At 52.6% G+C, this 12,438-nt stretch carries 13 protein-coding genes, 1 tRNA gene and 1 pseudogene; 10 read left to right on the top strand and 5 right to left on the bottom strand.

The window, feature by feature from the left end:
• Nucleotides 1-89 precede the first annotated feature (89 nt).
• The 10 genes and pseudogenes from rpmI to AC14IB_RS05355 all read left to right on the top strand — a co-directional run bounded on the left by rpmI (nucleotide 90) and on the right by AC14IB_RS05355 (nucleotide 8,284).
• Complete coding sequence (gene rpmI, locus AC14IB_RS05400; RefSeq protein ID WP_068859178.1) at nucleotides 90-287, top strand: 50S ribosomal protein L35; 198 nt, start codon at nucleotides 90-92, stop codon at nucleotides 285-287.
• Between the two features lie 18 nt (nucleotides 288-305).
• Nucleotides 306-665 carry a 50S ribosomal protein L20 gene (gene rplT, locus AC14IB_RS05395; RefSeq protein WP_068859181.1) on the top strand — a complete coding sequence of 120 codons (360 nt, stop codon included), beginning with the start codon at nucleotides 306-308 and terminating at the stop codon, nucleotides 663-665.
• 134 nt (nucleotides 666-799) lie between these two features.
• A complete protein-coding gene (gene pheS, locus AC14IB_RS05390; RefSeq protein ID WP_484230916.1) occupies nucleotides 800-1,816 on the top strand; it encodes a phenylalanine--tRNA ligase subunit alpha in 1,017 nt (338 codons plus the stop codon).
• Between the two features lie 76 nt (nucleotides 1,817-1,892).
• On the top strand, nucleotides 1,893-4,265 hold the full coding sequence (gene pheT, locus AC14IB_RS05385) for a phenylalanine--tRNA ligase subunit beta (RefSeq protein WP_484230915.1): 2,373 nt from the start codon (nucleotides 1,893-1,895) through the stop codon (nucleotides 4,263-4,265).
• 30 nt (nucleotides 4,266-4,295) lie between these two features.
• Nucleotides 4,296-4,601, top strand: a complete 306-nt coding sequence (gene ihfA / locus AC14IB_RS05380; RefSeq protein ID WP_068859189.1) for an integration host factor subunit alpha — start codon at nucleotides 4,296-4,298, stop codon at nucleotides 4,599-4,601.
• Nucleotides 4,579-4,854: pseudogene (locus AC14IB_RS05375) on the top strand (MerR family transcriptional regulator); the annotation flags it as partial. The gene ihfA and the pseudogene AC14IB_RS05375, both read left to right, overlap by 23 nt.
• A 264-nt stretch (nucleotides 4,855-5,118) precedes the next feature.
• Nucleotides 5,119-5,195 (top strand) — tRNA-Pro (locus AC14IB_RS05370).
• A 134-nt stretch (nucleotides 5,196-5,329) separates the two neighbouring features.
• Nucleotides 5,330-5,653: a ComEA family DNA-binding protein gene (locus AC14IB_RS05365; protein ID WP_484230914.1), complete on the top strand. Its 324-nt coding sequence runs from the start codon at nucleotides 5,330-5,332 to the stop codon at nucleotides 5,651-5,653.
• Between the two features lie 530 nt (nucleotides 5,654-6,183).
• Nucleotides 6,184-7,422 carry a nucleoside recognition domain-containing protein gene (locus tag AC14IB_RS05360; protein WP_484230913.1) on the top strand — a complete coding sequence of 413 codons (1,239 nt, stop codon included), beginning with the start codon at nucleotides 6,184-6,186 and terminating at the stop codon, nucleotides 7,420-7,422.
• A 67-nt stretch (nucleotides 7,423-7,489) separates the two neighbouring features.
• Nucleotides 7,490-8,284 (top strand): ParA family protein, encoded by a 795-nt coding sequence (locus AC14IB_RS05355; protein ID WP_484230912.1) that lies wholly within the window; start codon nucleotides 7,490-7,492, stop codon nucleotides 8,282-8,284.
• An 11-nt stretch (nucleotides 8,285-8,295) separates the two neighbouring features.
• Here AC14IB_RS05355 and phrB read toward each other — a convergent pair whose 3' ends face one another.
• Genes phrB through AC14IB_RS05330 form a run of 5 tightly spaced genes read right to left on the bottom strand, consistent with a single transcriptional unit; the run spans nucleotide 8,296 to nucleotide 12,436 of the window.
• The gene (gene phrB / locus AC14IB_RS05350) at nucleotides 8,296-9,726 is read right to left on the bottom strand and encodes a deoxyribodipyrimidine photo-lyase (RefSeq protein ID WP_484230911.1); all 1,431 of its coding nucleotides are present in this window, start codon (nucleotides 9,724-9,726) and stop codon (nucleotides 8,296-8,298) included.
• Nucleotides 9,727-9,733: 7 nt separating this feature from the next.
• Nucleotides 9,734-10,678 carry a MerR family transcriptional regulator gene (locus AC14IB_RS05345; protein WP_484230910.1) on the bottom strand — a complete coding sequence of 315 codons (945 nt, stop codon included), beginning with the start codon at nucleotides 10,676-10,678 and terminating at the stop codon, nucleotides 9,734-9,736.
• The gene (locus AC14IB_RS05340) at nucleotides 10,675-11,109 is read right to left on the bottom strand and encodes a nuclear transport factor 2 family protein (protein WP_484230909.1); all 435 of its coding nucleotides are present in this window, start codon (nucleotides 11,107-11,109) and stop codon (nucleotides 10,675-10,677) included. Before AC14IB_RS05340 ends, AC14IB_RS05345 begins: the two co-directional genes overlap by 4 nt.
• An 8-nt stretch (nucleotides 11,110-11,117) precedes the next feature.
• A complete protein-coding gene (locus AC14IB_RS05335) occupies nucleotides 11,118-11,897 on the bottom strand; it encodes an SDR family NAD(P)-dependent oxidoreductase (protein WP_484230908.1) in 780 nt (259 codons plus the stop codon).
• Nucleotides 11,894-12,436: a DUF3833 domain-containing protein gene (locus AC14IB_RS05330; protein WP_484230907.1), complete on the bottom strand. Its 543-nt coding sequence runs from the start codon at nucleotides 12,434-12,436 to the stop codon at nucleotides 11,894-11,896. Before AC14IB_RS05330 ends, AC14IB_RS05335 begins: the two co-directional genes overlap by 4 nt.
• Nucleotides 12,437-12,438: the final 2 nt, after the last annotated feature.

Genomic DNA, 12,438 nt, shown 5'->3' with positions numbered 1-12,438 from the left:
ACGCTGATTTGCAACTTACCCCCAAGTCTCCCGAACGCTATCTGCGGATCGTTCGGCAAAGGCTGCAAGGGTCACTAACGAGGTAAGATATGTCTGCAAAGATTAAAACCCGTCGGGGCGCTGCAAAGCGTTTCTCGAAGACGGCGAATGGCTTCAAGCGCAAGCAAGCTAACAAGCGCCACATCCTCACCAAGAAGTCGGCGAAGCGCATTCGTCAGCTGCGCCCCATGTCCATGGTTTCGGCCTCGGATACTGGTCGTGTGCTGGCCATGTTGCCGAACCTGTAAGCTGACGGAGGATAGAAAATGGCTCGTGTAAAGCGTGGCGTAGTTGCCCACCGTCGTCATAAAAAAGTTCTGGATCGCGCTAAGGGTTACTACGGTGCCCGTTCACGCGTTTATCGCGTAGCGTTCCAGGCGGTCATCAAGGCTGGTCAATATGCCTACCGTGACCGTCGCCAGAAAAAGCGTCAGTTCCGTGCCCTCTGGATTGCCCGTATCAACGCCGCTGCGCGTCTGAACGGTCTGTCCTATAGCCGTCTCATCAACGGCCTGAAAAAGGCATCGATTGAAATCGACCGTCGTGTTCTGGCAGATATTGCCGTACATGATGCCGCCGGTTTCAGTGCTATTGCCGAGAAGGCGAAAGCCAGCCTCGCAGCCTGATGCAGTCAGTGTTGGTTAATGCGCTGTGATGGCGTGTTGACAGCACGCACGAAGGGGAAGGGCATTGCGTTCTTCCCCTTTTTGTTTTTCTAGAGCATGCCTTGTTGAGGCTGCAGTTGAGGAAACAGTCGGTCATGACGGATTTGCACACTCTGGTAGCTCAATTACAGACTGAAGTCGCACGGGCACAAGATGCCGCCGCCGTTGAGGCGCTGCGCGTTCAGTATTTGGGCAAAAAAAGTCAACTCAGCGACTTATCTAAGCGCATGGGTCAGCTTGGCGAAGAAGAGCGTCGAGCCTTTGGGGCTGAGTTAAATGCCGCACGTGAAGCCATCACCGGCAGTCTGAATGATCGCAAGAATGTTTTAGCGGAGGCGGCCCTGTCAGCGCGTTTGCTAGCAGAAAAGGTGGATGTAACGCTGCCCGGACGCGGCCAGTTGCCCGGCGGTCTTCACCCAGTGACACGCGTCATGGAGCGCATCGAAGACTTTTTCACCCGCGTTGGCTTTACCGTAGCCGATGGTCCAGAAGTGGAAGACGATTTCCATAACTTCGAAGCCTTGAACATTCCCTCGCACCACCCGGCGCGCGCGATGCACGACACGTTTTATTTTGACGCCACCCGACTGCTGCGTACGCATACTTCGCCGGTCCAGGTACGTGTCATGGAAAGCCAGCAACCACCTATTCGTATCGTCTGCCCTGGTCGCGTTTACCGCTGCGATTCCGATCTCACGCATTCCCCCATGTTTCACCAAATCGAAGGCTTGTTGATTGACGAAAATGTGAGCTTTGCCGACCTAAAAGGGGTGATTGAAGACTTCCTGCGCGTGTTCTTTGAAAAAGAGCTTCAGGTGCGTTTCCGTCCATCCTACTTTCCCTTCACCGAACCTTCTGCCGAAGTCGATATTCAGTGCGTGATGTGCAACGGCGCCGGATGTCGTGTCTGTAAGCAGACCGGCTGGCTGGAAGTCTTGGGTTGCGGCATGGTGCATCCGCAGGTGCTTAAGAACTGCGGCATTGATCCGGACAAATTCCAAGGCTTCGCCTTCGGCATGGGCGTTGAGCGTTTCGCGATGCTGCGCTATGGCGTCAATGACTTGCGCCTGTTCTTCGACAATGACGTGCGATTCCTGCGCCAGTTTGCTTGATTGAATGCTTTTCAAAAGCATTTCAAACTATTGATATTAATGATTTTTTCTGTCTGATCAGACTAGCGAGCCTGCCATGCAATTCAGCGAACAGCGCCTGCGCGCACTCGTCAATCCAGCCGTAGATACCGCCACGCTGGCGCACCAGCTCACCATGGCTGGCCTGGAAGTGGATGCCATCGTGCCGGTCGCTCCAGCCTTCAACGGCGTGGTGATCGGCGAGATTCTCAGTGCCGAACAGCACCCGAACGCGGACAAGCTGCGCGTCACACGGGTCAATATCGGTGGCGAACAGCCGCTGCAGATTGTCTGTGGTGCCAGCAATGCCCGTCCCGGCATTCGTATTCCGGTCGCCACCGTCGGTGCTGTGTTGCCGGGCGATTTCCGGATCAAGGATGCCAAGCTGCGTGGAGTCGACTCCTTCGGCATGCTTTGCGCCGAACAGGAGCTGGGCCTGGCCGAGTCTTCCGATGGTCTCTGGGAGCTACCTGAGGATGCTCCCATTGGTCAGGACATCCGTCAGTATCTTCAGCTGAATGACAACCTGATTGAGCTTGGCCTGACTCCTAATCGCGGTGACTGCCTGAGCATCCGTGGTCTGGCGCGCGAGACGGCGGCCGTTTTCGGCGTGGATCAGCGCGTTGAGGCGATTGCTGAGGTGCCTGCTGCGCATGAGCGTGGCATTCCGGTCAGTGTTGAAGCGGCTGGGGCATGCCCGCGCTATGTAGCGCGCGTGATCGACGGTATCGACAACAACAAGGCCAGCCCGCTGTGGCTGATTGAAGCCCTGCGCCGTTCGGGTGTGCGTAGTCTCGGCCCGGTCGTGGATGTCACCAATTTCGTCATGCTGGAGCTGGGCCAGCCCATGCACGCTTTTGACGGGGAGCAGATCGCCGGGGGTCTTCGGGTTCGTCAGGCACGTGCTGGCGAAGCCTTGACGCTGCTGGATGGCCAGACACTCAGCCTGCGCGAGCAAACAGTGGTGATTGCTGATGAGCAACAAGCCTTAGCGTTGGCTGGCATCATGGGTGGCCAATCCAGTGCCGTGAGCACCGCTACGACGTCTATTGTGCTCGAAGCGGCCTTCTTCCAGCCCTTAGCGTTGGCTGGCGAGGCGAGACGCTACGGCCTGCACACAGATTCTTCGCATCGCTTTGAGCGGGGCGTGGATTTTGAGTTGCCACGACTGGCCATTGAACGCGCAACTGCCTTATTACTCGAGCTCGTAGGTGGCGCCGCAGGGCCAGTCATTGACGTGAGTGATGTGGCGCAGCTGCCCAAGCGTGAGGCGATTGTCTTGCGCGCCCAGCGAATTGCTCAGGTGCTGGGCTTTGCCCTCAAGGATGCGGATGTAGTTGCCTATCTCGGTCGTCTTGGATGCCGCGTGACTGCTGCAGAGCAGGGCTGGTTGGTGGTGCCGCCTAGCCACCGCTTCGATTTGACGATCGAGGTCGATCTTATTGAAGAGCTCGCTCGTCTTTATGGCTACAACCGCTTGCCGGTGACAGCACCGATGGCGCCTGCTCGCTTGCTGCCCCAGCCCGAGAATCAAACTTCTCTGCGTCGTCTGAAGCGCGCTTTGGTAGACATGGGCTATCAAGAGGCCATCACCTTCAGTTTTATCGAGGCAGGCTTACAACAGCAATTTGATCCCGGCATCGATCCGTGGGCATTGGCCAATCCGTTATCGGCAGAGCTTGCCGTCATGCGCACTAGCCTGTGGCCTGGCCTCGCCATGGCCGTATTGCACAACCAAAGCCGTCAGCAAAGCCGCGTTCGTTTATTCGAGGCCGGTTTGCGCTTTACACCAACGGCTGATGGTCTTGAGCAGGTGCCCATGCTGGCAGGTATCGTGAGTGGAGATGCCTTTTCAGCATCGTGGAATAACCCGAAGAATCCGCTTGATTTCTTTGATGTAAAAGGAAATATTGAGGCCTTACTGCAATTGTGTGGCATTCAGGGTGAGTTCTCCGCCTGTGCGCACCCCGTGTTGCATCCGGGCCAATCGGCAGCAATTAGTGTAGATGGCAACCGCATCGGCTTTATGGGTGCCTTGCATCCAAGCGTTATTGAAGCGCTGGGTTTAACGGGGCCGGTCTATGTGTTTGAGCTGCAGCAGTCAGCGCTCGTGCAGGGCAGTCTTCCGAAATTTAAGCCCTTGTCGCGCTTTCCAGCCGTGAGCCGAGACCTCGCCTTAGTTGTTCCTGATACGGTGTCTGCCGCTGACGTTTTAGCGGTGGTGCGTCAGCAAGCGGGCGAGGTGTTGCGTGATTTGAACGTGTTCGATGTGTACCGCGGTCAGGGTGTTGCTGAAAATCATTACAGTTTGGCCTTGTCATTGACTTGGCAAGACACGGAACGCACACTACAGGACGCTGAAATCCAAGCTTTAGTGGATACTATTTTGCATTCTGCATCAGCGACTTGCGGCGCAATATTGCGTAGCTAATGAGCTTATGTAGTAGATAGAGAATTGAACATGAGCGCATTGACCAAGGCCGAAATGGCTGAACGCTTGCACGATGCTTTGGGCTTAAACAAACGCGAAGCCAAAGAATTGGTCGAGCAGTTTTTTGAAGAAATTCGGCAAGCGCTGGTCGATGGCCATCCCGTTAAGCTGTCTGGCTTTGGCAATTTTGAGTTGCGCGATAAACGCCAGCGCCCGGGTCGTAACCCTAAAACGGGTGAGGAAATCCCTATCACTGCGCGTCGCGTAGTGACATTCCGTCCAGGCCAGAAACTCAAGCAACGGGTAGAGGGTCATGTCGGACATCCATCTGCCTGATAGCTCACTGCCAGAAATTCCAGGCAAACGTTACTTCACCATTGGTGAGGTCAGCGACCTGTGCGCGGTCAAATCGCATGTTTTGCGCTATTGGGAGCAGGAATTTACCCAGCTTAAGCCCGTAAAGCGTCGTGGCAACCGTCGTTACTATCAGCGCCAAGATGTCCTGCTTATTCGGCAAATTCGCGATTTGCTCTATCTGCAGGGCTACACGATACAGGGTGCACGCCAGCAGTTGTTAGACCCTAAGGCGGTGGTTTCTGCTGTGCTTAAGCGCGAGTCAGTGACAGCGCAAACGGGTGAAGACGTTGGCGATGAGCCTGAAGCGCGCTCGACGGATAGTGCTACATCGGCAGCGCCGAGCTTAGGCAGTCAGACACCCGAAACGGTTTGGCACTTGGCTGTTGAAGAAATGATTGATGACTTGCAAGATATTGCTCAGATGTTGAGCCATCCGCACTGATTCAGTCTAGACAAGCCCAAGCATTTCAGTATCATGCACGCTTCGTGAATATGTCGGGGCATAGCGCAGCTTGGTAGCGCACTTGCCTGGGGGGCAAGGGGTCGCAGGTTCAAATCCTGCTGTCCCGACCACGATTCCACTTAAAAGCCTGTACTGCGTACGGGCTTTTTTGTTTTCAGCCCTAGCGAAACATCAATTCCTATCCTAGAACTCCTGAGCAAGCTCAAGTAGTGGGTTTAGCATCCCTTCGTTTAGGAGTTTCATCATGAAGAAATGGATTTTGATTAGTGCACTTGCGTTGGCTAACCCTTTGTTCACGTTGCCCGCCTTGGCGTCTCCGACGGCCGTAAGTAAGGCTAGTGCAACCACGCCATCTTCTCGTCCCGCAAGCAACCAAGTGAATATCAATACGGCAGACGGCAAGACGCTATCTGATGTATTAGTCGGCGTTGGGCCTGCGAAAGCTCAGGCGATTGTTGAGTGGCGTAAAAAGAATGGCCCGTTCAAGTCTTCAGCTGCTTTGGCAGATGTTTCTGGAATAGGTCCAGCGCTCATTGAGCGAAATAAGGACCGAATTAGGCTGAAGTAGCCGCGATATGCTGAGAAGACGCAAGCAGACTGCACTTGAGATGGGCTATCTGCTTGCATCGCTTTTTCGTTTTTTTATGAATTTAGTCACAGCATGTGTTTAGCGAGTGGGCGAATGTGCATCGAACTTCAAAGACTTAGCTGAAATCCAACATTTGCATATTTGTTTCAGGGTTGACAAATATAAGTATTTGTTTTTATTAAGTTATATTAATTTGGCTAAAATTTAATCAAAATGTGTTGGAGCCCGCATCTGTGCTTGTACAAAGCAGTTACAATTGAGCTATCAACAGACTTATCCACAGCTTTTGTGGACAACTTCTGAGGCCTTACAAAGCCTGTATTTACGCTGGATTCGCTATCCGCTCAAGCAATGATCCGTGTTTAAGTATGCGGTTTTGATCCCGTTGATCCTCAAAAGTTAAACGGTAGTTTTTTGGCGATGAATGGTAAATTGATGGTCATCAGGCATGCAACAGTCAGTATTCTTCGTGACTGGTCCATACTTTCTTCTGTTTGGAGAACTTGTTTGTGTTAAACGCGTTATGGCTTTTATTTTTTGCGCTCAGTGTTGCCATGACGGCCTATCAAGCTATTTTTCTAGGCGAAATCGATAGCTTTGGACGCTTGGTACAAGCGTGGTTTGCCGCCGCCAAAACCAGCGTTGAAATCAGTATTGGCTTGGTCGGCATCATGACCTTGTGGTTGGGACTTTTTAAAGTCGCTGAGCATGCGGGTTTAGTTCGTGTGCTGGGGCGATGGCTTCAACCCTTGCTCAGCCGATTGATGCCCGAAGTGCCGGCTGGTCATCCAGCATTTGGCGCCGTCACGATGAATTTGTCTGCTAACTTTCTCGGACTAGACAACGCCGCAACGCCCTTAGGCTTGCAAGCTATGCGAGAGTTACAAAAACTTAACCCGGAGCCTGAACGTGCGACCAAGGCTCAGTCCTTGTTTTTGGTCTTGAATGCATCTTCCGTCACGCTAATTCCCGTATCTATTTTCCTGTACCGTGCCCAGCAAGGCGCCCCGGATCCAGCTAGTGTTTTTCTGCCGATCTTAATGGCAACTTCGGCCTCAACAATCGCTGGCCTATTAGCTATTTGCTATATGCATAAAATTTCCCTTTGGGATCGCGTTGTACTCGCTTATGCCGGCGGATTTGCTGTGATCATGGCCGCCATCATTTCCTTGTTGACGAGTCTGCCGCCAACGCAAATGGGACCCATGTCAGGCGTGCTAGGGAATACCTTGCTGGTTGCGGTCATAGCGATTTTTCTCTTCGCTGGTTATGCCCGCAAACAACCGGTTTATGAGCAGTTTATTGACGGTGCACGGGAGGGCTTTCAAACAGCAATTGGTCTCATTCCCTATTTGTTGGCTATGTTGGTCGCGATTGGCGGTCTTCGAGAGAGTGGTGTCCTTACCCTCCTGTTAGATGGCATGGTATTTCTGCTGGAACTTTTTTCGCTACCAACGGAGTTTGTCCCCGCGTTAACCACGGCGTTTATGAAGCCACTGTCGGGCAGTGGCGCCCGCGCCATGATGTTAGAGACCATGCAAACCTATGGCGTTGACAGTTTTCCTGCACTGGTGGCTGCCATTGTGCAGGGCTCATCTGAAACCACGTTTTATGTCATTGCTGTTTACTACGGCGTGGTTGGCATTAAGCGCGATAGAGGGGCATTGGCGGGTGGTTTAATTGCCGATCTGGCAGGCTGCTTAACGGCGATCTTTGCAGCCTATTGGTTTTTCCCGCCGACGCTCTAAACCCATCATCGATGTTGGGTCTTGATGCGCTAGAATGTTCAAAGTGCTTATTTATTGAGGTTGTTTTATGCGGCGCGTGGTGTTCAATCAAAAAGGTGGCGTAGGGAAGTCCAGTATTACCGTTAATCTCGCCGCCATCAGTGCTGCACAAGGTCGACGCACACTGGTCTTAGATCTAGACCCTCAGTGCAATGCGAGTCAGTATTTATTGGGTGATGCCGCGATTTTTGAACGAGACAAGCCGGAGCTAACGCCCAATATTGGGCAATTTTTTGCGCAGTCACTGACATTTAAATCGAAGGAAAAGCCACTTTCAGAGTTTGTGCATCCAACACCGTTTACTCACTTGTTTGTGATTCCTTCCAATCCTGAGCTTCGTGAAATTGAACACTTGCTGGAGTCTAAGCATAAGATCTACAAGCTATCGGCTGCGTTGCAGCAGCTGACTCATAGCTATGATGAAATCTTTATTGATACGCCACCGGCATTTAATTTTTATACCTTGTCGGCATTGATTGCGGCGGAGCGTTGCCTGATTCCTTTCGACTGTGATGCCTTTTCAAGACGCGCACTCTATACGTTAATGGAAAACGTCCAAGAGACTTGCAGTGATCACAATAAAGACCTGAGCATCGAAGGTATCATCATCAATCAATTCCAACCCAGAGCTTCACTGCCTGTAAAGCTCGTGAATGAGCTTCGTGCTGAAGGGCTGCCGGTGCTGGATCCTGCGCTGTCATCTTCCGTGATTATGAAAGAGTCACATCAATTGTGTATGCCTTTGATCCACCATGCGCCTAAGCACAAATTGACCCTGGAGTTTGTCGCCCTGTTTGACACCTTGTCGGGTGCTGCGGCGTAACCATAGTGATCCTAGCCCAGGGCTTTAAACTGGGCTAGGGTGAACTCGCGTGCTTCCGCGTGTTTTACGATCGGACGCGGGTAGCGTGCAAATAGGGGGCTCATGCCTTTGCTGTGTGGCTCGTGCAGTAGCTTCCCAGTTAGCCCCTTAAGTTCTGGCACAAATCGCAAAATGAACTCACCATCGGGGTCAAACTTTGGCCCTTGCAAGGTCGGGTTGAAGATACGGAAGTAGGGCGCTGCATCATTGCCCGTAGAGGCTGCCCATTGCCATCCGCCATTATTTGCCGCTAAGTCGCCATCAATCAGATGTTGCATAAAGTGACGCTCACCCCAGCGCCAGTCAATAAACAAATCTTTGCTTAGAAACATCGCCACAATCATGCGCAGACGATTGTGCATCCAACCGGTGGCTTTTAATTGGCGCATGGCAGCATCCACAATGGGATACCCCGTTCTGCCTTCGCACCACGCTTGAAACAGTGCGTCATCGTGACGCCAAGCCAGTGCATCCGTTTCTCGTTTGAAGGCCTGGTGTCTACACACATGTGGAAAGCCAATCAAAATGTGCTTATAAAAATCGCGCCAGCATAACTCGCTGATCCAGACATCACAGCCCGCCCGTGCTGCAGCGCCTTGCTGCGCCGCTTGCTGAGCGAGCACGAGGCACTGACGTGCAGACAAAATCCCCGCAGCTAAATACGGCGATAAGGTACTGGTGCCATTGATAGCCGGGTAATTACGTTTTTGATCGTAGAGGGCTACGTCATCGGCAATGAAGGCTTGCAGGCGCTGCCAGGCATGAGCTTCACCTACTGGCCATAGGGTTTCTGCGGTCTCTGCACTGATAACGTTGGGCAAGCCACCCCATTGATCCGGAATGACGTCTGACACGCTAAGACGCTGAAGGCGAGCTTTCGGTACGGGGAGTAATCGTATGGGTTGCTCGTGAAGCTGAACCAACCAGTTGCGTTTAAACGGCGTAAAAACGGTGTAATAGCGCCTATCTTGGGTCTGCACGCTGCCCGGCGGCAAAATGCATAAGTCTTCATGCCAGTGGCAGTCTATACCTAGGTCGCTAAGGGCATCCTTCACTGCGCTATCGCGGCGTTGCTCATGAATCTCATACTGGCGATTGGCGTGTAAAACGCTAATGCCGCCGGATTGAACAAGAGCAGCAATACGCTCGGGTAAATCGGCGTAGCGGGGTGCTTGAATAATGACGAGCGGAATATTTAAGGCGTCTAAGTCGCGCTGTAACTCCGCGAGATGACGGCGCTCAAAATCCACGCGAACACCGGCAACATCGTGCTCAATCCATTGTTCTGGGGTAATGCAATAGAGCGCGGTGACAGCAGTGTCTTTGGATTCACAGGCAGCGAAAAGCGCACGGTTATCGGCACAGCGCAGATCTTGTCGGAACCACATTAAGGCATGCGTCATGATGATCTCAGTGCTCTCGACGCCATGCATTAATGGCCTGTCGTATGGAAGGTACATCATGGAAAAAGCGAACCGCTTCGACCGTTTTCCGTGTTGATCGCAAGGATGCGCCACCGCCCCATATTTGCACAGATAAAGGTAATCGAAAGCGCAGTTCTTCTAAGTACTCAATCGCCTTGCTGGTGGGGTAGGAGGCACTAAACGATATGGCCACGATGTGCATCTTGTGACGTGTAACAGCTTGCGCGACATCGCGCACAGGCATCTGGGCACCGTAACAAACGGCATCGACGTTATCTAACCGTAGAATGGCTTCGACCATCAGAATGCCGAGGGTGTGGGTTTCCTCGGGGGGCGTCGCCAGCAACACGCGGGGAGGTTGCGTCGCCTCTCTAAGGTTACTGATGGCTTGTCGCATCAGTGATTGCACTTGTTCGGTAAACAAATGCTCCTCATGAACTTCCAGCAAGCCCCGCATCCAGGCGTCGCCCACAATAAAATTGGCGTACTGCAGGAAGTCGAGGACAAAGCTCTGCAGACCCATTTTAATGAGTTGATGCGACAAATAATCTCTAAGTTGCCCTAAATCACGAGACTTCAGGGTGCTTAGTAGTTCTTGTTCAAGCTCAGGTGAGCTATCAAAACTGGCTTTGCCTTGCGATTTAAGCAGCCGCTCCAACTCTTCTGTATTGAGCAAAATTATTTTGCCCGGACGAAAGCCAAAATCGATGAGACGGCGGAGCAGACGCAGCTTGGCCACCTGAGGCATGGGGTAAATGCGATCGCCTTGCGCATCGCGTTCTGGCACGGGAAAGCCATAACGCCGCTCCCACATACGCAGCAACTCTTTAGAGACCCCTGTCTCACGTTCTACGGCGTTAATAGGGAGTCGTACCGCTGTCTCTTCTGCCAGGCTGAGTGCCTCGGGGATGCTATCGGCTACCACGGTCATTTTTGCGCTCGCTTTTTTAATGCCTTAAGTACAAATCCAATCACGGGGAGCTTTTCATAGAGCTCCTCTGAGGCATCCCAATAATCTCGGTGGTAATTCACTAATCCCGTGCTGCCGAAGCGCAAGTGTGAGCTGCCAACAATGCACCATGCTTTGCTGCGCCAGTTAAAGAGGAAGTGCCAAGTCAAAAACGATTGGCGTTTATCGTCGTCACAAATTTGCTCTTGAATGACAAAGCGGGGCTGCTCAAACTCAGTAAACATATCCTGAAAAATCAATTGAATACGAGCAACATCGCGGACTTCGTTAAACGGGTCTTTGAAGTACGCATCGGCTTCATAAAAGTGCTCAATCTGGCCCAGCGACTGGGGGCTAAGCGATTCAAACCATGTCGCAAGGTTTTGCGTTAAGGCATGTGTGGATGTGCTCATGGGGCGTCTCAGGAGTTTTTTGCAATGCGAGCGAGTACGGCGAGACGTAGCCGATCTGGCAAACGACGAATCAAGCGCAGCACACGGGTAAAACGCTTGGGAAAATGAATTTCGTAGTCACCCCGTTCAAGCCCTTGAATGATTTCAGCCGCAGCAGCCTCTGGGGTCATTAAGGCGGGCATTTCAAAATCGTTTTGTGCGGTGAGGGGGGTGGCCACAAAGCCTGGGTTGATAATGCAGACATCCAAACCTTTAGGCTTAACGTCTAGGTATAGGGACTCGGCAAAATTGATTAGTGCAGCCTTGGTCGGGCCATAAACCAACGATTTAGGTAAGCCCATATACCCAGCCACACTGGCAACCAAGGCAATACCACCCTGGCCCCTTGCAAGAAAGTCAGGTAATACCGTGGCTACACCTCGCAAGGTGCCGGTCAGATTCACGTCAATAAGTTGAGCGGCTCGATCGCGATCTAGCTCCCACGCTCGGACAGGGGTGTAGTCAGCGGCGCAAAACACGACCCAGTCAACACCTTGCCACGTGGCATTAAGCGTTGCCCATGCGCGATCCCAGTCTGCGTTTTCCGTCATATTGAGTGGAAGCGCGAGCACGTGTTGTGGGCTTGCAGAAGCTAGCGCCTGTAAGGGCTCTGCACGGCGGGCGCTAACGGCAACACGAGCGCCCAACGTGACGAGTGATTGTGCTAAAGCCAAGCCAATGCCTGAACTCGCCCCGACCACCCAAACACGCTGTGATGCCCAATCGCTGACCGGTGTGTTTAAGCTCATGGCGTTACCTTTCGGAAGAATAGGGTGATATCGGCTAAGTGAATGCCGAATTTGCTCATTTCGGCACGATTGACCAAGGTTTCAGCATCATGCAAATACATCCAATCGTTGAAGGCCACCTCGTAGGTTGTGCCATCAACTGGTAGCCTCAAGGTATAGCGCCACTGCAGGGCATTACCCTGTGTGACACCCTGCGCCACACCGACAACATCATTCGCGCGGCCTTCATAGCGCCCACCGCCTAAGTCCTTTAAACGCCAGATGCGCTGCTCTTTCGTACCGTCTGAGTAAACAAAGTCTTCGGTTAAGACACCATCTTGCCCTTGCCAAACACCCACCAAAGACACTTTGAAACGCTTAATGACCTTACCTGAGCGATCTTGCGCCTGTCCCCAAGCCTCAACCTGGCCATTAAAGTAGTCCCGCAGTGACAGCGCCGGTGTTTCGTTTGCGTAGTCTGCGATTTTGGCTGTGCTGCAAGCACTGGCCACAATCGCCATGAAGACAACAATCAGACTGAGACGAAAGAACTTGATCATGA

The organism is Perlucidibaca sp. (assembly GCF_057084925.1).
This window is presented reverse-complemented; position numbering and strand designations above follow the sequence as displayed.